Genomic DNA, 19,126 nt, shown 5'->3' on the forward strand with positions numbered 1-19,126 from the left:
CCCCCATCTCCGGACGTGCAAGAGTACGAGCGCAAGCAACTGCTCGAGCGCGTCGAGCGCGAGGGCGCGACCGTCGGCGCGGACATTCCGGAGACGATCACGATCCAGGGGGAGGAGATCGACCTCCGGACGTTCGTCTTCGAGATCAAGCGCCGCGAGACGGTCCCGGCCGGCGAACGCGACCGCGTCGAACAGGCGAAGCGGAACCTGCGACGCGAGCGGCTCGAGCGACTCGAGCGGATCGAGGAGGGCGATATCAGCCGCGAGGTGGGCGACGACCTCGCCCAGAGCATCATCGGCATCGATCGGGCGTTAAACGCCCTCGAGAGTCTAGGGCCGACGGACTTAGAGCGCGAGCAGCAGGTCCAGAAAGCCCAGGACCGCAAGCGCTGGATGTCGTTTCTCAAGAAGGCGCTGGGACAGGACGACGACGCCAGTTCACGGGGAGGACGATGACGACCAACGCCGAACTCGCCGCCCGCTTCGAGGAGTTCGCCGACCTGCTCGAGGCCGACGGCGTCGAGTACAAACCCCGCGCGTACCGCCGTGCAGCCGAGAACATCCGTGCACATCCCGCGCCGATCGCCGACCGAATCGAGGCCGGCGACCGCGAGGCCGTCGAGAACATCGATGGGGTCGGCGACGCCATTTCCTCGAAGGTCATCGAGTACGTCGAGACCGGCACGATCGAGGAACTCGAGGACCTCCGCTCTGAGCTGCCGATCGATATCGCCGACATCACCCGCATCGAGGGCGTCGGCCCCAAGACCGCGGGCAAGCTCTACCGCGAACTCGGCGTACAGACGCTAGACGACCTCGAGGCGGCCGCCGAGGCCGGCGAGGTACAGGAGGTCAAGGGCTTCGGTCCGAAGACCGAACAGAACATCCTCGAGAACCTCGAGTTCGCCCGGACCGTCGGCCAGCGCCAGTTGCTGGGCGAGGCGCGACCGCTCGCCGACGACGTGCTCGCCTTCCTCGAGTCGATCGACGCGGTCGAGCGCTGCGAGGTGGCGGGCTCGATCCGGCGGTGGCGCGAGACGATCGGCGATGTGGACGTGCTCGCGGCGACCGACGCCGGCGAGGATGTCGTCGAGGCGTTTGTCGGCTGGGATTCGGTCGATGACGAGATCGAATCAGGTCCCGAAAAAGCGAGCGTCCGCGTCGGCGAGAGCCGCGTCGATCTGCGGGTCGTCGTTCCCGAAGAGTTCGGCGCTGCCCTGCAGTACTTCACGGGAAGCAAGGATCACAACGTAGCCCTGCGAAACTACGCGATCGACCGCGAGATGAAGTTGAACGAGTACGGGGCCTTCGACGTGAGCAGCGAGGCGCTACGCGCCTCGAGCAGTCGGACGGAGTCCGACGACGACATCGAGGACCCGGAGAGCGGGCAGCGCGTCGGCGAGCGCGTCGCCGGCGAGACCGAGGACGGGATGTACGAAGCGCTCGGCCTGCCGTGGATCCCGCCGGAACTCAGAACGGATCGCGGCGAGATCGCCGCCGCGGAACGCGGCGAGTTGCCGGCGCTGCTCGTTCGCGACGATATCCGCGGCGACCTGCATACCCACACCGAGTGGTCCGACGGCAACACCGACGTTGCCGCGATGGTCGAGGCCGCCGCCGAGCGGGGCTACGACTACTTCGGGATCGCCGACCACGCCGAAGGCCCCGGAATCGTCGGCGGTATGGGGCTCTCCGACGCCGAGATCCTCGAGTACGCCGAGGAGGTCCGCGCGGTCGGCGAGGAGGCCGAGATCGAGGTCTTCGCCGGCATCGAAGCGAACGTCGACGCCGACGGCGAGATCGACCTCTCCGAGGAAGTGATCGAGACGCTGGACGTGATCGTCGCCTCGACCCACAGCGCGCTCGACCAGGACGCCGAAACCGCCACCGAGCGGCTCGTCCACGCCCTCGAGAACCCGGCGATCGACGTACTGGGCCATCCCAGCGGCCGCCTGCTCAACGAGCGCTCCGGCCTCGAGTTCGACGCGACCGCGCTCGGGGAAGCCGCCGCCGAACACGACACCGCACTCGAGGTCAACAGCAACCCCCGCCGACTCGATCTGTGGGGCAGCGCCGTCCAGGCCGCACTCGAGAAGGGCGCGCCGATTTCGATCAACACCGACTCCCACCGGCCCGCGACGCTCGAGTACATGCGCTGGGGCGTCCACACGGCACGCCGCGGATGGGCCGAGCCCGACGACGTGATTAACACGTGGGGGCTCGCGGATCTCCGCGAGTTCCTCCACTGATCGATTCGGACCTTCCCCTGAGAACGCACCAAACCGATGCGACTCCTCCTCGATGTCATGTGCGGCGGGCTCACCTCCTACCTGCGAATGTGTAACTACGACACCGCCTACGCCGGCGACCGCGGGCTCGAGGCCGACGACGACCTGCTCGCCGTCGCCCGGGACGAGGGGCGAACAGTCGTCACTCGAGACGTCGAACTCGCGGCTCATGCCGACGAGGCGATCCTGCTCGAATCCCGCGAGGTCGACGCCCAACTCGCGGAGGTAGACGCCGCTGGACTCGATCTCTCGCCGGCGGCCGAACCCGCGTTCTGTGGCCGCTGTAACGGCCCGCTTGTGGATGTCGATCCGGCGACTTCTACGCCGGCGTACGCTCCGGACCCCTCGGGGGTCGAGACGTGGGTCTGTCGCGACTGCGGGCAGTATTTCTGGCGCGGCAGTCACTGGGATCGAGTTGTCGCGACGCTTTCGGAAATCTGAGACGCGAAGTCGCCGCTATCGAACGGGAGAGCGCGGATGACAGGGATTTCTAATAGACGGCGACGTCGTCGAACCGGCCGTCGTAGGCGATGTGCTGTGGATGTGTCGGCTCCGTCCCCGAGAGGAACAGCCGGTCGACCTTCTTCCACGTGTTCTCGTAGACGAGGTGGCCGAGTTCCGCCGCCGTCGTCGCCCACCGATCGAAGCCGTTGTCGTAGACGACGCGGCGAGCGATGCCGTCCTCGAGCGCGGTCAGGAGATCGGCTTCGCTCTCGATGGGCGCGTCGAAGGCGGTATGGGCCACGCCGACGGATCGGGGAAGATGGGCGTACGAGGAGGTAAACGGCGGCATCGACAGGTCGTCGGCGAGTTCCCGCGCCCGGCGATTGTCCGGCGGGAAGTGACGCGGATTGAAGATCTCGATCGCGTCGATCGTCTCCGCGTACGTTCGGAGGTCGTCCTCGTCGAGGCTCACGTTCGCAAAGTCCGGGTGGGGGACGAGCACCGTGGCATCCTGGCGGTCGAACTCGGCCATCGCCGACTCGAACGGGATGAAGTCCGGCACGGGCTCTTCGAGGCCCAGCGCGAGGACGTGTCTCCGATTCCGCCACGTCCCGGTAAACACTTCGCGGGCGGGGATCACCAGAAGGTCCTCGCTCGAGTACGCGGCCGCCCGCTCGCGGATCTCGGGAAGGCGGGTAAAGTGAGGGGCGTAGACGATCGCATCGAGGCCGGCCTGCTTGGCACGCTCGACGACGCGATCGGAGAGCACCTTCACGTGACAGTCGATTCGGAACGTCACTCCATCGGTCACGACCACTACTTCCGGGACAGCCGAGTTATGAATTCTGATTCGGCGGCCACTCGAGGGCCTCCTTGATCGCGTCGACGATAGGGACGACTGGCTCGTCCGGGTCGACCGAGATGAACAGTCCGTCGTCGCCGACGTAGACCCGGAGGATCTTCAAAAAGTCCATCGACGTGGTGATGTACTCGACCCGCTCGGCCTCGGGAAACAGCGTGTTCCGGAAGAGTTCGCTCTGCATGAAATCCATGTGGACGTTGGTGTGGATTCGATCGAAGTGCTCGAGCATCGCCTCGCGGCCGTCGTACATCGAGATCGTCCGGTCGTCGATATAGAGCGGCCGAAACGATTCCGTATCGTACTCACAGAAGGCATACAACGGCCCGGACACCGTTTCCTGGACGACATGGCGCACGCGGTCGGCGTCGAACGCGGCCAGTGTCGACCTGTTAGTCGCCGGCATGACCGAGGAGATGTACCGCAGAGTGGAAGGGTTGTCGGGCACACCTCTTCCGGTCGAGAGGAATCGCTGCGAAAGGATCATTAGGGCGGCCGTTCGAGTGGCAGTATCGAATGGCCTGGGAATGCGGGATCGACGGCTGTGGCGCAGTTTTCGAGGACGTCGAGTCGGCCGTCGTCCATCAGGCGACGGAACACCAGCGCCGCGAGTGTAAGGTCTGTGGCACCGTCGTCCCCGACGGCTATCTCGCGATCCGACACGCCTTTACCGACCACAGCCGCGCCGAATACGTCCGCGCCTACGGCGCTAGCTCCGAGGAAGTCCGGGAGCGCGAAGAGCTCCTCGAGGAGATCGAATCGGAAGCGGACATGCAAGCGATCGCCACGGAACTACAGCGGTAACGAGCGGGCTCGGAGTTGGCCGTGTTGGGGCTACGACCGCTATTCTCGACGTGCTCGGCTACCATTCGTCCCATAATGTCGTAGAAAACGATCTCGGTGCTCACATAGGGTTCGCACCGAGTGAACCGACTCGCTATCGCTCGTCGGAATCGAGTACGCGAATCTGGTCGCCCCGAACCGTCACGGGAATCGGAACCGTCGCCTCGTACAGTTCGACGGTGACCTGATCCTTGCCCTCGTCGATCCGCTGGACCTGCGCCTTCTCGCCCTTGAACGGGCCGGCGATGAGTTCGACGATGTCGCCCTCGGCAATCCCCTCGACGTCCGGCTTCGGCGAGAGGAAGTGCTCGACTTCCGAGATGTCCGACTCGCCGGGGACGATACTGCGCGCGTGGGGGATGTCCTCGAGGACGCGGTTGAGAACCGCGTTGCCTTCGGCTTCGACCATCACGTAGGAGGTCAGCGAGTCTGGGGCGAGCGCGGCGTGGATCTCCGACTCCTCGCGGTTGATAATCATGTCCGCGACGGTGCGTTCTTGACTCGCCGTCGTTTTGACAGCAAAGATCCCCATTAGACGCCACCCGGCAGTAACAGCATGATCGCACCGATGAGGAATCCGACGAGACCGACCAGGAGGATCCCTGCACCGGCGATTTTCGACACCTGGAAGAACTCGTTAGTCGTGGGTGTCGTCGCCATTTTCAACACCCGAATGTACGAGGTGAGATCGTACGGAACGTCCATATCTGTCTATTCACAGCGTAGGGTCTTTTATCTGTCTTTCGTGTCCCGTGAACGTTCCCGGACACTCGCCGGCGCTGTCGACGGACGTTGCACTCGACGGCCCCGCGTCCAAACGGCTCGGCGACGAACGTCGGTTCATGGCCGAAGACGACTCCGACAGAGCAAACGAGTACGAGGCGGAACGCGAGGCCGAGATCGAAGACGAACTCGAGCGGATCGACCGCGATCCGGACGAAGTCGACGAGGGCGACGGCAACCTCGGCACGCAGAACGCGCCCCGCGAGGACGCGGACGATCTCGAGGAAGCCGAAGAAGCTGCGGAGTCCGACGCGGACGAGGAAGCGGACTGAAGCCACCGATCCGCGGCGAGTCGACCCGCTCGAGCGGGGAGCCGATGTCGATTAGGGGCCCGTGGTCGGCGGCTGCTCGCGCGGGCCGCCGCCGATCGGGGTCCGCGATTGCTCGGCGGCCGGCCGCTCCGCGAGGGTTACCTCGACGGTCTGGCGCTCGCCGTCGCGGATGATCTCGAGTTCGATCGTATCGCCGGGCGACGTCTCGAGCGCGAGATACGACGAGAGCGCCGACTGATTCGGGATTTCCTGGCCGTTAATGGCGACGATCACGTCACCGCTGCCCGGCCGAGCCGTACTGGCCGGCTGGAGGACCCCGTCGGCGGGGCCACCAGGGACGACCTCCATGACGAGCACGCCGGTCGCCTCCTCGAGGCCGATTTCGGCGGCGATTTCCGGACCGACGGGCTGGACGCCGACGCCCAAGTAGGCGTGGTCGTAGGAGCCGTCCTCGATGAGCGCGGGCACGACGCGGTTTGCCAGCGCCGCGGAGATGGCGAAGCCGATGGTCTGGCCCGCACCGGCGAAGACGACGCCGAGTACCTCTCGCTCGAGGCTCACGAGCGGCCCGCCGCTGTTCCCGGGGTTGATCGGCGCATCGGTCTGGATCGCGGCCGGGATCGAGAAGCCGGTGGGGCTGGGAAGCGAGCGGCCGGTCCCGCTGACGATTCCCTGGGAGACCGACGCGTCGAACCCGAACGGGTTGCCGATCGCGAGCACTTCCTGTCCGATGACCGGATCGGACTCGGCGAGCGACAGACCGGCCGCGACGTCGGGCATGTCCTCGACGCGGAGAACGGCGAGGTCGCTGTAGACGTCAGTCCCGACGATCGAGGCGGCTCGCCACTCTTCGGTACTGAACTGGAGTTCGATGCCGCCCTCGCTTGCGGTCTCGACGACGTGATTGTTGGTCAGGACGTGTTCGTCGTCGATGACGAACCCGGTTCCGAGCCCGCCCCCGCCGGTACCGGGCCCGCCCGTCCCGGTGACGGTAACGAGAACGACGGAGTCGATCGTGTCGCGATACACCGCCGTGTACTCGCTGCCCGCTTCGGCCTCCGCTGGCTGGTCCGCCCCGTCCGAGGCGTTCGAGTCCGCGGACTCGTTTTGGGCCACACCGGCCCCGGAGCCGCCGAGCCCGAACGCCGTGGCCGCCCCGGCTGCACCGAGTACGCCTGTCGAACGCAGTAGCCGTCTGCGCGTGCAGTGGTCTGGGTCTGAAGTCACGCCCATTGCCACCCCGACGAGCGATATAAAACGGAGCCCAGCAACAGCCGATCGGTTCGGGACCGCTCACAACGCGGTCGCCCAGCGCGTCCCGTTCGACTACTCGCTTCGGGCTGCCTCGACGGCCTCGACGAACGACGCCGCCGTCTCTCGGACTCGATCCATGTCGCCGTCGGCGACGGCCGAATCGTCCACGATGGCACCGCCGGCACCGACCGCCACCGCACCGGCGTCGAAGAAGTCGGCGACGTTGTCCCGGGAGACACCGCCCGTCGGGATGATGTCGACATCGCCCAGCGGCCCCGCGAGCGCGCCAATGTGGCCCGGGCCGACCGTCGACGCGGGGAACATCTTGAGGAGGTCCGCGCCGGCTTCCATCGCCGTCACGGCCTCCGTCGGCGTCATGACGCCGGGCGCGACGAGGACGCCGTGACGGTTGCAGGTCCGCACCACGTCCGCGTTCGTATGCGGCGAAACGACGAACGATGCGCCCGCGTCGATCGCGGCCTGTGCGGTCGGCGCGTCGAGGACGGTCCCCGCCCCGACCACCGCGTCGGTGTCCGCGAGTTCGCGGTCGACAGCCGCGATCTGCTCGGCCGCGCGCGTTCCATCCGCCGTGATCTCGAGCGCGTCGACCCCGGCGTCGTAAATCGCGCGAGCGACCGGGACGATTCGGTCCTCGTCGATACCACGGAGGACCGCGACGACGCCGCCCTCGGTGATTCGCTCCCGAACCGCCGCTTTCTCGGTCATTCCGCTCGCCCTCCCGCGACCGCCGTTCGACGCTCGTTCTCGAGCCGTTCGCTCCGTGTACCGTAACGTTCCATCACGGCGAAGTCCGTGCCGCGCCTTCAATAAATTTACTCACGGTCGAAAAAGCGGCCAGGGTCGGTGCCGTTCACTCCTCGAACGGCGATCGGATCCGCGCGAAGTCGGCCGGGGCTATCGGCTTACGCCTCGTCAAACACCGCCGAGCAGAGCTCGGCGAGCCCGACGAAGCTCTTACGCTTCGTCGAACAACGGAAGACTCGCGATGCTCGCCTTCCGAGCTCGACGCGGCTTATGCCGCGTCGAACAACGCAAATCAGAGATTTGCTGGCTTGACGTCGGCTTACGCCTCGTCAAAGAGTTCCTCGCCCTCGACCATGTGTTCCTCGACGACGTCCATATCGAGCGTGACGCCCAGCCCCGGCTCCTCGGGGATCTCGATGTAGCCGTCCTCGATGACCTCTTCCTCGACGAGGTCCTCCCACCAGTCGAGTTCGTAGGAGTGGTACTCGACGGCAAGCGAGTTCGAAATGGCCGCACCGACGTGGGACCCGGCCATCGTCGCCACGGGCGAGGCGACGTTGTGCATCGCGACCGGGACGTAGTACATGTCCGCGAGATCGGCGATCTTCCGGGTTTCGCGCATGCCGCCGACCTTGGGCATGTCCGGCGCGACGATGTCCAGCGCCTGCTCCTCGATCAGGCGGCGCTGGCCGTGCTTGCGGTAGACGTTCTCGCCGACCGTGATCGGCGTCGACGTGTTCTGCGTGACCTCCCGCTGGACATCGTGGTTCTCCGGCGGGACGGGGTCCTCGAGCCACCAGATATCGTACTCCTCGAGTCGCTTTGCGAGCCGTTTCGCGCTGCCGCCGGAGAAGGTCCAGTGGCAGTCGAAGGCGACGTCGGCGCGGTCGCCGACGCGCTCGGTGACCTTCTCGACGATTTCGGCCTTGTGCTCGATTTCGGGCTCGCGGAGGTGGCGGTTCGCGCGGTCTTTCTCGTGCCCGCTGGGCACGTCGAGATCGAACTTCAGGGCGTCGTAGCCGAGCTCCTCGACGACGCGTTCGGCCTCGTCGGCGCAGGCGTCGGGGTCGGCCTCGTCCTCGGTGTGACAGTCACAGTAGACGCGGACCTCGTCGCGGTACTTGCCGCCCAGCAGCTGATAGGCTGGTACCTCGAGGATCTTCCCGGCGAGATCGTGCAGGGCGACCTCGATGCCCGAGATCGCGGTGACGGTGACGCCGCCGATCGAGCCCTCGCCGGACATCTTCTGGACGAGGTGTTCGGTCAGTCGGTCGATGTCGAGCGGGTTCTCGCCCACGAGGAAGGGCGTCATCCGCTGGATCAGTTCCGGGACGCCCGCGCCCCAGTAGGCCTCGCCGGTGCCGACGATGCCGGCGTCGGTGTAGATCCGGACCAGCGTCCACGGGAAGTTCCCGTCGATCATCGTCGTCTGGATGTCGGTGATCTCGACGTCTCGGCCACCGCCGCGCTCGCCCGTGACACCCATCGTTTCTGCCGAGAGGTCCCGCATCGTGTACTCGGCGTTCGGATCGTGCAACTGCGAGTAATCGATTCCCATGGGTGCTAATTCACTCGTAAGTTAGTAATAGTTTCTACCTGCCGGTAGCGGTCTCGACACCGTCTTCGATCGAGGGCTGGAAACGCGTACCTATGGCTCCACTGCTTGCAAAAGGTATTGTCACCAGCTCGGGGGTGTCGTTTCTCGTCGTCAGCCGCGGTCACTGCCGACCGCTGGCGGATCTCACGCGCTCGAGTTTGTCGCCGACCTCCTCGAGATCGGCATCCAGCGCCGACGTCGCGGCGAAGGCCGCCCGCTTCTCCGCGGTTCGGCGCTCGATCGCCTGCGGGCCGACGGCGAATTCGATTCGGGTCACGCCCGCGTCGGGACTCGAGCCGCCGAGCACCGTGACGGGCCCGACCTCGCGGGTGTTCCGGACGTGGGTGCCGCCACACGCCGAGATGTCCCACGGGTTCGTCGGACCGGCCGTCCCGGAGAGACGGTTTCCGCTCCGGTTGTCGTTCTCGTCTTCGATCGTGACGAGGCGGACTCGCCCCTTCCGGACTGCACCCGCGTCGGCTGCTCTCTCGGCGTCGAACGCGACCGCCTCGCGCTCGCGGGCTTCCGAAATCGGCACATCGTCCCACGACACCGGCCGCGACTCCCAGACGACGCGGTTGACGGCCTCGTCCAGTTCGATCAGCGTCTCGTCGTCGAGGGCCGTCCCCGTCTCGAGGTCGACGCGGACCGTCTCCGGGCCGATTTCGAGGCCGGCGTAAGCCGCCCCCTCGAGCAGTCGCCGGGCGGCCCCGACGAGGACGTGACTGGCGGTGTGAGCCCGCATGCAGTACATCCGAAACGACCAGTCGACCGAACAGAGGACGCGGTGGCCCGGTTTGAACGACGGTTCCTCGGCTAACACGTGGACCTGTTCGCCGTCGACGAACTGCACGTCCGCGACCGCGATATCGCCGATCGTGCCGCGGTCGGCCGGCTGGCCGCCGCCGGCACCGTAGAAGTGACTGCGCTCGAGCCAGACCCGTCGGCCGTCGATCGACGTCACCTCGGTCTCGAACCGCGTGGCGTACGGCTCCGCTGCCGCCCGTTGCCCGGTCATCGGTCACAGTCTGTCGTCTGCGCTTAAAAGTCTGCTCGCCGAGATAGTCGTGAAACCGAGAATATCGCCTCGCTTACTCCGCGAGAGTCACGTCGAGGCGCTCCTCGAGGGCCTCGATCAACCCGCCGCCGACGCCGGCTTGGGTCGCGCGTCCCTGTTCGACCGCGAGGATGTCTTTGGCCGGTGCGCCGAGTTCCTCGGCGAGTTCCTCACGCTGGAGGCCGGCGTCTTGCCGGGCCTCGACGAGCGCGTCGCCGTAGTCCGAGACGAGATACGGCAGCGGGTCGTCGTCGTAGTTCGTCCCCTCGCTCTCCCAGTGTTCGGAGTCGCCGTCCCAGACCGGGTTCGCCTTCGCGACGTTCTGGGCCGCCTTCCGCTTGCGACTGGTCTCGTCGTCCGAGCCGGCGTCCTGATCGCTCCGATTCCGGTTTTTGTCCCGTCCGTGCGTCTCGGAATCGTCGTGGGGCGCACAGTCCGGACAGACCTCGAGTTCGGCTCCGGCGACCGATGCGAGCGTGAGCGAGTCGCTCTCGGCACCGCAGAGTTCACAGTTCGTCCCGCCACCACCACCGGACGAACCGGTCGAGTATTTGGCCATGCGAGGCTTTGGCATCTGTCGCATTTCAACTGTTCGGTAGTGCGGGCGTCTCGAGCCGTCACACCACGGCACGGTCGGCCACTCGAGCCCTCGCCTCGAGCCGACCGGCCGAAAATCAGCGATCGAAATGCTTTCTGATGGTCGCCCGCAGCGGCAGTCCCAGCGCGCCCGCAAGCGGGAGGATCACGAACGCGGCGAGATCGGTCGGGAGCGAGGCGACGCCGGCCGCGGCGATGCCGAACCCAACCAGCGGCGCGAGGACCGGGAGGACGTAGCCGTACGACGGCTTCCAGCCGGGCCCGCGTCTTGTCCAGCGGACGATCACGCCGAACAGCAGCGGCATGAGCACCGCGCCAGCGAGCAGGGGGCCGCCGACCAGCGTCGTCGTCGCCCCCACCGCGAGCGCGACGACGATCGTCTCGTTGATCGTCAGCCGCCCCCACGTGTTCGCTCTGGTGACCGCACGAACGACGAGCAGGCCGACCAGCGCGAGCGCGACGACGCCAGCCAGCGCGCCGTACCACAGCGTCGTCTCGAGCGGCGGCGCGACGAATTCGACGCCCTGAACGAACGCCAGCGTCGTCTCGAGCCCGTGGCGGCTCTCCAAGAGCAGCGTCGAGAGCCCGGACGGGTTGGCACCGATTGACTGGATTTCGGCCCACAGCGAGGAGAGCGCGTCCTGATTCTCGAGACCGAAGTGGCCGATCCCGGCGGCGTAGACGAGGACGGAAAGCCAGATCAGCGGCAAGGAGAAGTTCTGTCGCCGCCACCAGCGGGTGAGTGGGTTGCCGGCAGTATCGGCGGTTTCGGACCCGGAACCGGTCGCGGTCCGGCCGGATCGGGCGGTTCCGCGAGCGGACCCACCGCTCGTTCCACCGGTTCGGCTCCTGGTTCCCGACCCGTTACTGCCGGCAGACCCCGTTCCGGATCCAGTTCCGGTCCCGGTACCAGTACTGGCCGTACTCGAGGCACCGCTTGTGGTGCCGGCCGAGGCCGACGTCGTTCCGGCCGTCGATGTCGTCCCGCTCGAGTCGGCGGTCGACGACGACCGACCGGCGCTCGCCGAACTGGACGCCGCGGAGCCGGCCGACGACGACGACGCAGTCGACGCTTCGGCGGACGCCGTTTCCGATTCCGAATAGCTCAGTTCCGTGCCGCTCGAGTCGTCCTCGGCTTCGTCGTCGCTCTTCCAGACATCTGGGGAGGGGAGGCCGCTGGTACGCTTCGCGACGTAATCCTCGTGGCCGAGTCGATCGTAGGCCTGCCGTTCGACCGGATCGCCGAGGATGTCGTAGGCCGTTTTGACCGCAGTGAACTGGGCCTGTGCGCGGTCGTCGTCGTTCAGATCGGGGTGGTAGACGCGGACCTGGTCGCGATAGGCGTCCTTGATCTCGTCTTGGGAGGCGTCGGGCGGGATCTCGAGAAGGTCGTAGAAGTCTTCTGTCATATGAGCATGAGGCCGATGTGGTCTGTGACGATGATTATCGGGGTGGGGTTATAATTTCGGTGTTCTTTCCAGTTCGGTATACTGTTGGCTCGAGGAGGGTGGCTGGTTCGGCCGGTCGCGGTCCGCGGACGTGACTTACGAAAAGTCCGCGAGGGAGGTTTGCCCGACCAAGCGGTCGCCGCTGGCCGGGTCCGGCTCCGAGTCCGGATCGGGGTCGGGGTCTGACTCGAGCCCGGGTTCGGCCCCGGACTCCCGCTCGCTCCCAGTCTCGGGTTCAGATTCGGAATCGGGTTCTGGGTCGGACTCGACCGCGGACTCCCACCCCGCGAGGCTGGTCTGGTCCGCCGTCGCGAACTCGAGGTTGGCGACCCGAACGCCGAGCTTGCGGACGGGTTCGCGCTCGAACTCGGCGAACAGGTCGCGAGCGATGCGGTCGACGAGGTCGCGGTCGTCGATCGGGCCGGGCAGGGACCGCTCGCGCGTGTTCACGTCGTACGGCGGCGTGACGGCTTTGACGCCGATGGTCCGGTACAGCGCGCCCTCGCGGCGGGCGCGGTCCGCAACGGCGTCCGCGAGCGTCTCGATCAGGTCGTACTTCGGGTCGGGTTCTTCGACGGGTTCGGCAAAGGCGGATTCCCGCGAGAAGCTCTTGGGATCGCCCTTCGGCTCGATCCGGCGGTCGTCCTCGCCGCGTGCGCGGTCGTACAGTTCACGGCCGCGCTCGCCGAACCGCTCGACCAGCGGCTCCGGGTCGGCCGCGGCCACGTCGCCCGCCGTCTCGAGGCCCATCTCTCGAAGCTCGCGGGCCGTTACGGGGCCGACGCCGTGGAGCAGGTCGACCTCGAGCGGCGCGAGGAACTCCCGGACGTTGCCGGGCTCGACGACGGTGAGCCCGTCGGGTTTGTCGAAGTCGCTGGCGATCTTGGCCGCGCTCATCGTGGGGGCGACGCCGACGCTGACGGTGACGCCGACTTCCCGCCGGATGCGGTCCCTGATATGGCGGGCGAAGCCGTCCGCGACCTCCCACGCGGTCCGCTCGGTCACGTCGAGGTAGGCCTCATCGATGCTCACCTCGCGGACGACGCCGGCGCAGTCGTGGAGTATCTCCCGGACGTCGGCCGCGACGGACTCGTAGTAGTCCATGTCGACGGGCCGGTAGTAACCGGTGTCCTCGCGCTCGAGATCCGGATCGTCGAGCGTCCCGTCTTCGAACGCCGCGCGTCTGGGGAGTCGCTCGAGGGCTGTCGAGATGGCCTGGGCGCTCTCGACGCCGAACTCGCGGGCCTCGTAGCTGGCGGTGGCGACGGCACCGATCGTCTCCCCTTCCTCGTAGCCCATGCCGACGACGAGGGGCTCCTCGCGGAGTTCGGGCTCGCGCAGCCGCTCGCAGGAGGCATAGAAGCAGTCGGCGTCGACGTGGCAGACGATCCGGTCCTCGTCGGCCTCGCGCTCGACGCCCGGCAGCCGCGGCCCGTCGGACATTCGTCTACCGGTCGATTCGGCCGGACCGACGTGAACGTTGCGCCCGCGGTGTGGTCACGGTCGGCGGTCCGATAGGCGAACCGCCGCCGTCCAGCAACGGTGCTACAGTTCGCGTGCCATCATCACTTCGTCGACGTACTCGCCGTCGATCGTGTAGTGGTCCCGCCGGATCGCCTCGGTATCCCAGCCATGTACGGTCAGGAATTCGAGTGCGGTGTCGTTGACGACCGGCACGCTGTTGTAGAGTTTCCGGTAGCCGTTCGCTTCGGCCCACTCGAGGCCGCGCTGTAAGAGCGTACTCCCGATTCCGAACCCACGATAGGCCTCGCGAACGCCGACGGTCTGCTGGGCGACTTCCCGGACCGGATCGGTCTGTTCGCACTCGAGGTGGGTCCAGCCGACGACCTCGCCGTCGACGGTCGCGACGAAGAACGTCCGAGATTGGACCGCGTTGTGTCTGGTGACGGCGTCTTCGTACAGCAGTTGTTCGGCGATCGTCTCGGCGACGACGTAGGTCTCCTCAGCCGTGACGTCGCGGATGGTGTCGACGAGGCCGTCGAAATCCGCCTGTCGAGCGGGGCGAACGGTGACGGTAAACTCGTCTAACTCGTGTTTCTCGACCGCCCCGAACTCGAGTGCGATCCGAAGGGTCCCGCCGTCCTCTTCGAGGTAGCCGTCCGATTTCAGCCCCTCGAGGCAGGTTCGGAACTCCTCGGCGGGCAGGGAGAGGATGTCCAATACCTTGTGGCGCTCGACGGTGCCGTGTCGTTCGACGTATTCGTAGATGCGTCTGCTGGCGTCGGACGCAAACGTCGGCCGTTCAATCGCGTCCATACCCCCGATACGTGGGCCGGCCGCTTAGTCCTTGGTCATTGATAGCACCAGACAAATATAGCTGAGAAGTCACGATTGGCACCGGCTTCGGCTACTCCGCGACGAATCAGGAACTCGAGCGGTACTCGTTCGCTCTCCGGCTCGCGCCGACATCCCACAAAGAAGACGGCCAGTGGCTGGTACGAACCGGAACCGAGTCGCGGGCTCAGTTGTACTCCCGCCAGCGGTTCCCACAGTCGGTACACTTGAAAAATCGCGTCGGCGGCTCGTCGGCCGAGGCGGTCTGCTTGAGCGTGTACCACGCCTCCTCGGCACCGCACTCGTCGCAGATGATGTCTGTGGCCTTCGGTTTGCCCTCGAAGTTGGCCTCCTCGCTGGACTCGATCACGTCGTCATCGGTCTGTGACTCCGTCGTGACGAAGGCGTCTTCCTGCTCGCGGTCTCGCTCGCTCGAGGCCCCGCAATCGTCGTTCGTACAGACCATGCGGTCGCCCTCGGCTTTCATCATCGAGCCGCAGTCGTCGCAGAATTGCATATCGGTCCGCTACGGGCTCGGGACGCAAAAACACACCACTTCGGTCGACTTGAGCCGCGTCAGTCCGTCGTTCGGACTCGAGCCCCGGCCTCGGCGGGCTCCGCGAGGATAACCCGCCCGCCGAGGCCGCGGTCCGCGAGCGCGGCGTCGGCCGCGGCCTCAGCCTCGGCGGCGTGGGCGGTATCGGTCACGCCGTAGACGACCGGGCCCCACGACGACTGGCCGACACCGGAGAGGACCGGACAGCCCTCGAGCGCTTCGACGAGTTCGCCCGCAGGCGGCCGGAAGACCCCGCCCTGCGCGTCGGCGTACCACGCCCCGTTCTTGCGGCCGATCTCGGCGATCGCCTCGCCGAAGGGCTCGAGGCGGCCCGCGGCGGCGGCCGGCAGCAGTTTCCGGGTGACGACGCCGGCGAGTTCGTCGGCGACGGCAGGGTCGGCGCGTTCGACGACCGAGCGCATGCTCGCGTCCTCGTCGTCGCCGTTGCGGCCGGGTTCGGCGTCGGGAACGACGACGACGAGGAACCGCCACTCCGGTGGCAAGTCGTGGCGGGCGACGACCGGCGGCACCGTCCAGTCGCCCTCCGCCGGCGGCTCGGTGGTGAACCGGTTCGTCGGATGGCCGGCGTCGACGACGAAGCCGCCGCCCTCGAAGGTCGCGACGCCGACGCCGCTACGACCGCCCCTGCCCATCGCTGGCGCGCGCTCCCGAACTCGCGGCTCGAGGCCGTGGGCCCGCGCCGTCGCCGTGAGCACGGCGAGGGCGAGCTGGGTCCCGCTGCCGAGCCCGACGTGGCGCGGCAGGGACTCCTCGAGTTCGACCGCGACGCCGGGAACCTCGAGGATGTCGACGGCGCGGCGTGCGTATGTCCGAATCAGCGGATCGGCAGCCTCGACGGTGGCGGCGGGCTCAGCCGTAACGGTCGCTCGCGGTTCCGCGAGCCCGACGCCGATGCCGCCGTAGAGCCGCTCGCGAGCGAGCGAGAGGTTCTGGAAGCCGACGTGGAGCCGCGCGCCCGCGCTGACGGTCGCGGTCATCATGGATCGTGATCGTGCCGGGCTATGCATCCCCTCGGGAAGGGGATTTCGACGGTGGCAACGACTGATACGGGTTGCTGTAACGGTTCACCGGCCCACCCCCGACCGCACTGGGGTTGGGCCGGCAATGACGTACCGGAGACCGTATGCGAGCGTCACCACAGTGTGACCGCGCGCCGCGGTCGACAGACACAGCGGTTATATCGCTCGTCCCGACAGTCCTCGACGATGTCGGCAGCCGACGCCTCGGTCGTCGTTCCCGCCCGCGAGGAGGGCTCCCGTCTCGAGCGAACGCTGGACTCGCTCGCGGCCCAGCTCTTCAACGGGCGGCTCGAGGTGATCGTCGTCGCGAGCGGGGCGACGACGGAGCGCGTCGCTCGAGCGCATCCGGCGGTCGACCGAGTACTGGTCGATGACCGCCGGGCGGGTCCTGGGCCGGCCAGAAATCTGGGCGCGGCGGTCGCCGGCGGCGAGGTGGTGTTGTTCACCGACGCCGACACGGTCGTTCCGCCCCGGTGGGTGCGCCGCCACTACCGCCACTACGCCGCTCCCGAGGTCGTCGGCGTCGGCGGACCGCTCCGGCCGCTCGAGGGCGGGCTCCGTCACCGCGCGCTCTTTCGGGTCCTCTCGGACTGGTGGTATCGGGCCTGCTGGCCGGTCGGGTTCGTCCAGCAGGCGGGCTGTAACTGCAGCGTTCGCCGGACGGCGTTCGAGACGATCGGCGGGTTCGACGACGACTTACGGTTTCTCGAGGACACCGACCTCTCTCTGCGGCTCGCGCGCGAGGGGCCGGTCGTCTACGATCACACCTGTCCCGTCGAAACGTCGGCCCGCCGGCAGGGCCGAGTCGGCTACGCGCGGCTCTTCTGGACCTATCTCGTCGGCTACCTCGAGTACGCGCTGCCCGGCTCGTCGCCGACTCGAGACTACTTCTGACGCCGCGAACGACAATCCCCGGCCATCGCCCGAACTTGTTCGCCTGGACGAAACTGCCACGAACGATTGGCCGAGAAAGGGTGACTTATACCCCTCCGACGCAAGGTCTGACCATGAGCAGCGACGACGAGTTCGACTACGGAAAAGACGAGCAGTTGCGGAGCCGCGAAGTGACGGAAGGTCCGGACAAGGCCCCCCACCGCGCGATGTTCCGCGCGATGGGCTTCGACGACGAGGACTTCGGCTCGCCGATGATCGGCGTGCCGAACCCGGCCGCGGACATCACGCCGTGTAACGTCCACCTCGACGACGTCGCCGACGCCGCACTCGAGGGGATCGACGACTCCGGTGGGATGCCAATCGAGTTCGGGACGATCACCATCTCCGACGCCATCTCGATGGGAACCGAGGGGATGAAGGCCTCGCTGATCTCTCGGGAACTCATCGCCGACTCCGTCGAACTGGTCTCCTTCGGCGAGCGCATGGACGGGCTGGTCACGATCGGCGGCTGCGACAAGAACATGCCCGGCATGATGATGGCCGCGATCCGAACGGATCTCCCCAGCGTCTTCCTCTACGGCGGCTCGATCATGCCCGGCGAGCACGAGGGCAGGGAAGTCACCGTCCAGAACCTCTTCGAGGGCGTCGGTGCCGTCGCCGACGGCGAGATGGAAAGCGAGGAACTCGACGAGATGGAGCGCAACGCCTGTCCAGGGGCGGGCTCCTGTGGCGGGATGTTCACCGCCAACACGATGGCCTCGATCTCCGAGGCGCTCGGCTTCGCGCCGCTGGGCAGTGCCAGCCCGCCCGCCGAGGCCGACTCGCGCTACGACGTCGCCCGCGAGGCCGGCGAACTCGCCGTCGAGGTCGTCGAGGAACAGCGCAAGCCCTCCGACTTCCTCAGCAAGGAGTCATTCGAGAACGCCATCGCGCTGCAGGTCGCCGTCGGCGGCTCGACCAACGCCGTCCTTCACCTGCTGGCGATGGCCGCCGAAGCCGGCGTCGATCTCTCCATCGAGGAGTTCGACGAGATCAGCCGGCGCACCCCGAAGATCGCGAATCTCCAGCCCGGCGGCTCTCGCGTCATGAACGACCTCCACGAGGTCGGCGGCGTCCCGGTCGTGCTGAACGCCCTCTACGAGGCCGACCTACTCCACGGCGACGCGCTGACTGTCACCGGTAACACGATCGGTGAGGAACTCGAGGCGCTCGCTCCGCCGACGATCGAAGAACTCGACGTGGACTTCCTCTACACCGTCGACGAGCCCAAAGACGAACAGGGCGCGATCCGCATCCTGACGGGCAACCTCGCGCCCGGCGGCTCCGTCCTCAAGGTCACCGGCGATGACGAACTCCACCACGAAGGCCCCGTCCGCGTCTTCGAGAACGAGGAAAACGCCATGGCGTACGTCCAAGAGGGACACGTCGAGAGCGGCGACGTGATCGTCATCCGCAACGAGGGGCCACAGGGCGGGCCCGGCATGCGGGAGATGCTCGGCGTCACGAGCGCGGTCGCCGGACAGGGCCACGCCGAAGACGTGGCGCTCATCACCGACGGCCGCTTCTCCGGTGCGACCCGCGGGTTCTCGATCGGCCACGTCGCCCCCGAGGCGTTCGCCGGCGGCCCCATCGGCCTCATCGAGGACGGCGACGTGATCACCATCGACATCGAGGACCGGACCCTCGCGGTCGACGTGAGCGAAGAGGAACTCGAGGCCCGCCGCGAGGAGTGGGAGCAGCCCGACCCCAACTACGAGACCGGCGTGCTGGCGAAGTTCGGCCACGCGTTCGGCTCGGCGGCAAACGGCGCGGTGACGAACCCCGGCGTCAAAGAGGACTAGCTGACTGACACGCGCCCGAACCGGTCGATTCACCCGCTCACGGGTGACGGTTCGCAACTCCCTCCCTTCGATTTCCTGCACGAGTCTTTCCCGCCTATGTGACCGACTACCAGCTAGATAGACGAATGTGTAAATACTGCCTCGAGTGTGACTGGCAGATCAGTACTGCCGACGGCTACACCGAAAAGGAGGTGTCAGAAAAGGCGATCGAGCACTTCGTCGAGACGGGACATACGGTCGATTCGCTCCGGCTGCCACCGCCGGTCATCCTCGAGAACTGATCGATGCGAGCG

General features: G+C 67.0%; 22 protein-coding genes. 8 read left to right on the top strand and 14 right to left on the bottom strand.

The genetic code is table 11. The features are described 5' to 3' along the window. The first annotated feature begins 15 nt into the window (after nucleotides 1-15). The 3 genes from C489_RS16850 to C489_RS16860 are packed head-to-tail and all read left to right on the top strand — an operon-like array spanning nucleotide 16 to nucleotide 2,729. The gene (locus tag C489_RS16850; RefSeq protein ID WP_006432541.1) at nucleotides 16-456 is read left to right on the top strand and encodes a DUF5788 family protein; all 441 of its coding nucleotides are present in this window, start codon (nucleotides 16-18) and stop codon (nucleotides 454-456) included. Beyond that, nucleotides 453-2,249, top strand: a complete 1,797-nt coding sequence (gene polX / locus C489_RS16855) for a DNA polymerase/3'-5' exonuclease PolX (RefSeq protein ID WP_006432542.1) — start codon at nucleotides 453-455, stop codon at nucleotides 2,247-2,249. The genes C489_RS16850 and polX overlap by 4 nt, the downstream gene beginning before the upstream one ends. 36 nt (nucleotides 2,250-2,285) lie before the next feature. After that, nucleotides 2,286-2,729, top strand: a complete 444-nt coding sequence (locus C489_RS16860; protein ID WP_006432543.1) for a Mut7-C RNAse domain-containing protein — start codon at nucleotides 2,286-2,288, stop codon at nucleotides 2,727-2,729. A 49-nt stretch (nucleotides 2,730-2,778) separates the two neighbouring features. On the opposite strand, the gene C489_RS16865 is transcribed toward C489_RS16860, so the two are convergent. Then, nucleotides 2,779-3,531: a PHP domain-containing protein gene (locus tag C489_RS16865; protein ID WP_006432544.1), complete on the bottom strand. Its 753-nt coding sequence runs from the start codon at nucleotides 3,529-3,531 to the stop codon at nucleotides 2,779-2,781. A 37-nt stretch (nucleotides 3,532-3,568) separates the two neighbouring features. Further along, a complete protein-coding gene (locus tag C489_RS16870) occupies nucleotides 3,569-3,997 on the bottom strand; it encodes a hypothetical protein (RefSeq protein WP_006432545.1) in 429 nt (142 codons plus the stop codon). Between the two features lie 110 nt (nucleotides 3,998-4,107). Here C489_RS16870 and C489_RS16875 point away from each other — a divergent pair, with 110 nt between their 5' ends. Next, on the top strand, nucleotides 4,108-4,395 hold the full coding sequence (locus tag C489_RS16875) for a DUF7565 family protein (RefSeq protein ID WP_006432546.1): 288 nt from the start codon (nucleotides 4,108-4,110) through the stop codon (nucleotides 4,393-4,395). Between the two features lie 133 nt (nucleotides 4,396-4,528). Here C489_RS16875 and C489_RS16880 read toward each other — a convergent pair whose 3' ends face one another. Together C489_RS16880 and C489_RS16885 are read right to left on the bottom strand one after the other, a co-directional pair. Then, a complete protein-coding gene (locus tag C489_RS16880) occupies nucleotides 4,529-4,966 on the bottom strand; it encodes a transcription elongation factor Spt5 (protein ID WP_006432547.1) in 438 nt (145 codons plus the stop codon). After that, on the bottom strand, nucleotides 4,966-5,139 hold the full coding sequence (locus C489_RS16885) for a protein translocase SEC61 complex subunit gamma (RefSeq protein WP_006432548.1): 174 nt from the start codon (nucleotides 5,137-5,139) through the stop codon (nucleotides 4,966-4,968). The genes C489_RS16880 and C489_RS16885 overlap by 1 nt, the downstream gene beginning before the upstream one ends. 137 nt (nucleotides 5,140-5,276) lie before the next feature. Between C489_RS16885 and C489_RS16890 the strand changes: the two genes are divergently transcribed. Continuing rightward, on the top strand, nucleotides 5,277-5,489 hold the full coding sequence (locus C489_RS16890) for a hypothetical protein (RefSeq protein ID WP_049890990.1): 213 nt from the start codon (nucleotides 5,277-5,279) through the stop codon (nucleotides 5,487-5,489). A gap of 51 nt (nucleotides 5,490-5,540) precedes the next feature. Here C489_RS16890 and C489_RS16895 read toward each other — a convergent pair whose 3' ends face one another. The 10 genes from C489_RS16895 to C489_RS16940 form a co-directional block, all read right to left on the bottom strand. Next, a complete protein-coding gene (locus C489_RS16895; protein ID WP_083902827.1) occupies nucleotides 5,541-6,722 on the bottom strand; it encodes a S1C family serine protease in 1,182 nt (393 codons plus the stop codon). Nucleotides 6,723-6,815: 93 nt separating this feature from the next. Beyond that, nucleotides 6,816-7,469 (bottom strand): bifunctional 4-hydroxy-2-oxoglutarate aldolase/2-dehydro-3-deoxy-phosphogluconate aldolase, encoded by a 654-nt coding sequence (locus C489_RS16900; protein WP_006432551.1) that lies wholly within the window; start codon nucleotides 7,467-7,469, stop codon nucleotides 6,816-6,818. Nucleotides 7,470-7,827: 358 nt separating this feature from the next. Beyond that, nucleotides 7,828-9,066 carry a mandelate racemase/muconate lactonizing enzyme family protein gene (locus C489_RS16905; protein WP_006432552.1) on the bottom strand — a complete coding sequence of 413 codons (1,239 nt, stop codon included), beginning with the start codon at nucleotides 9,064-9,066 and terminating at the stop codon, nucleotides 7,828-7,830. A gap of 160 nt (nucleotides 9,067-9,226) precedes the next feature. After that, nucleotides 9,227-10,123 (bottom strand): alanyl-tRNA editing protein, encoded by an 897-nt coding sequence (locus C489_RS16910; protein WP_006432553.1) that lies wholly within the window; start codon nucleotides 10,121-10,123, stop codon nucleotides 9,227-9,229. A 73-nt stretch (nucleotides 10,124-10,196) separates the two neighbouring features. Beyond that, nucleotides 10,197-10,721 (bottom strand): helix-turn-helix domain-containing protein, encoded by a 525-nt coding sequence (locus tag C489_RS16915; protein WP_006432554.1) that lies wholly within the window; start codon nucleotides 10,719-10,721, stop codon nucleotides 10,197-10,199. A 115-nt stretch (nucleotides 10,722-10,836) separates the two neighbouring features. Beyond that, complete coding sequence (locus C489_RS16920) at nucleotides 10,837-12,168, bottom strand: DnaJ domain-containing protein (protein WP_006432555.1); 1,332 nt, start codon at nucleotides 12,166-12,168, stop codon at nucleotides 10,837-10,839. A gap of 135 nt (nucleotides 12,169-12,303) precedes the next feature. Continuing rightward, nucleotides 12,304-13,650 (bottom strand): DNA polymerase Y family protein, encoded by a 1,347-nt coding sequence (locus tag C489_RS16925; RefSeq protein ID WP_006432556.1) that lies wholly within the window; start codon nucleotides 13,648-13,650, stop codon nucleotides 12,304-12,306. Between the two features lie 102 nt (nucleotides 13,651-13,752). Next, a complete protein-coding gene (locus C489_RS16930) occupies nucleotides 13,753-14,484 on the bottom strand; it encodes a GNAT family N-acetyltransferase (RefSeq protein ID WP_006432557.1) in 732 nt (243 codons plus the stop codon). Between the two features lie 205 nt (nucleotides 14,485-14,689). Continuing rightward, nucleotides 14,690-15,019 (bottom strand): transcription factor S, encoded by a 330-nt coding sequence (locus C489_RS16935; protein WP_006432558.1) that lies wholly within the window; start codon nucleotides 15,017-15,019, stop codon nucleotides 14,690-14,692. 59 nt (nucleotides 15,020-15,078) lie between these two features. Next, nucleotides 15,079-16,059 carry a beta-ribofuranosylaminobenzene 5'-phosphate synthase family protein gene (locus tag C489_RS16940; protein ID WP_006432559.1) on the bottom strand — a complete coding sequence of 327 codons (981 nt, stop codon included), beginning with the start codon at nucleotides 16,057-16,059 and terminating at the stop codon, nucleotides 15,079-15,081. Nucleotides 16,060-16,284: 225 nt separating this feature from the next. Here C489_RS16940 and C489_RS16945 point away from each other — a divergent pair, with 225 nt between their 5' ends. From C489_RS16945 to C489_RS22280, 3 genes are all read left to right on the top strand, one after another. Then, nucleotides 16,285-16,992: a glycosyltransferase gene (locus tag C489_RS16945; RefSeq protein ID WP_006432560.1), complete on the top strand. Its 708-nt coding sequence runs from the start codon at nucleotides 16,285-16,287 to the stop codon at nucleotides 16,990-16,992. Nucleotides 16,993-17,105: 113 nt separating this feature from the next. Then, nucleotides 17,106-18,833, top strand: a complete 1,728-nt coding sequence (gene ilvD / locus C489_RS16950) for a dihydroxy-acid dehydratase (protein WP_006432561.1) — start codon at nucleotides 17,106-17,108, stop codon at nucleotides 18,831-18,833. 125 nt (nucleotides 18,834-18,958) lie between these two features. Then, nucleotides 18,959-19,114, top strand: coding sequence for a hypothetical protein (locus C489_RS22280; protein WP_006432562.1), 156 nt, complete (start codon nucleotides 18,959-18,961; stop codon nucleotides 19,112-19,114). The last annotated feature ends 12 nt before the right edge of the window (nucleotides 19,115-19,126 follow it).

The sequence above is a fragment of the Natrinema versiforme JCM 10478 genome (genome assembly GCF_000337195.1).
GTDB lineage: Archaea > Halobacteriota > Halobacteria > Halobacteriales > Natrialbaceae > Natrinema > Natrinema versiforme.

Bases quoted from the DNA above. Each gene is read 5' to 3' on its own strand.
- C489_RS16900 (WP_006432551.1), bottom strand. From the start codon at position 7,469: ATGACCGAGAAAGCGGCGGTTCGGGAGCGAATCACCGAGGGCGGCGTC.
- C489_RS16945 (WP_006432560.1), top strand. From the start codon at position 16,285: ATGTCGGCAGCCGACGCCTCGGTCGTCGTTCCCGCCCGCGAGGAGGGC.
- C489_RS16875 (WP_006432546.1), top strand. From the start codon at position 4,108: ATGGCCTGGGAATGCGGGATCGACGGCTGTGGCGCAGTTTTCGAGGAC.
- C489_RS22280 (WP_006432562.1), top strand. From the start codon at position 18,959: ATGTGTAAATACTGCCTCGAGTGTGACTGGCAGATCAGTACTGCCGAC.
- polX (WP_006432542.1), top strand. From the start codon at position 453: ATGACGACCAACGCCGAACTCGCCGCCCGCTTCGAGGAGTTCGCCGAC.
- C489_RS16935 (WP_006432558.1), bottom strand. From the start codon at position 15,019: ATGCAATTCTGCGACGACTGCGGCTCGATGATGAAAGCCGAGGGCGAC.
- C489_RS16905 (WP_006432552.1), bottom strand. From the start codon at position 9,066: ATGGGAATCGATTACTCGCAGTTGCACGATCCGAACGCCGAGTACACG.
- ilvD (WP_006432561.1), top strand. From the start codon at position 17,106: ATGAGCAGCGACGACGAGTTCGACTACGGAAAAGACGAGCAGTTGCGG.
- C489_RS16925 (WP_006432556.1), bottom strand. From the start codon at position 13,650: ATGTCCGACGGGCCGCGGCTGCCGGGCGTCGAGCGCGAGGCCGACGAG.
- C489_RS16870 (WP_006432545.1), bottom strand. From the start codon at position 3,997: ATGCCGGCGACTAACAGGTCGACACTGGCCGCGTTCGACGCCGACCGC.
- C489_RS16860 (WP_006432543.1), top strand. From the start codon at position 2,286: ATGCGACTCCTCCTCGATGTCATGTGCGGCGGGCTCACCTCCTACCTG.
- C489_RS16880 (WP_006432547.1), bottom strand. From the start codon at position 4,966: ATGGGGATCTTTGCTGTCAAAACGACGGCGAGTCAAGAACGCACCGTC.
- C489_RS16895 (WP_083902827.1), bottom strand. From the start codon at position 6,722: ATGGGCGTGACTTCAGACCCAGACCACTGCACGCGCAGACGGCTACTG.
- C489_RS16940 (WP_006432559.1), bottom strand. From the start codon at position 16,059: ATGATGACCGCGACCGTCAGCGCGGGCGCGCGGCTCCACGTCGGCTTC.
- C489_RS16910 (WP_006432553.1), bottom strand. From the start codon at position 10,123: ATGACCGGGCAACGGGCGGCAGCGGAGCCGTACGCCACGCGGTTCGAG.
- C489_RS16930 (WP_006432557.1), bottom strand. From the start codon at position 14,484: ATGGACGCGATTGAACGGCCGACGTTTGCGTCCGACGCCAGCAGACGC.
- C489_RS16890 (WP_049890990.1), top strand. From the start codon at position 5,277: ATGGCCGAAGACGACTCCGACAGAGCAAACGAGTACGAGGCGGAACGC.
- C489_RS16920 (WP_006432555.1), bottom strand. From the start codon at position 12,168: ATGACAGAAGACTTCTACGACCTTCTCGAGATCCCGCCCGACGCCTCC.
- C489_RS16885 (WP_006432548.1), bottom strand. From the start codon at position 5,139: ATGGACGTTCCGTACGATCTCACCTCGTACATTCGGGTGTTGAAAATG.
- C489_RS16915 (WP_006432554.1), bottom strand. From the start codon at position 10,721: ATGGCCAAATACTCGACCGGTTCGTCCGGTGGTGGTGGCGGGACGAAC.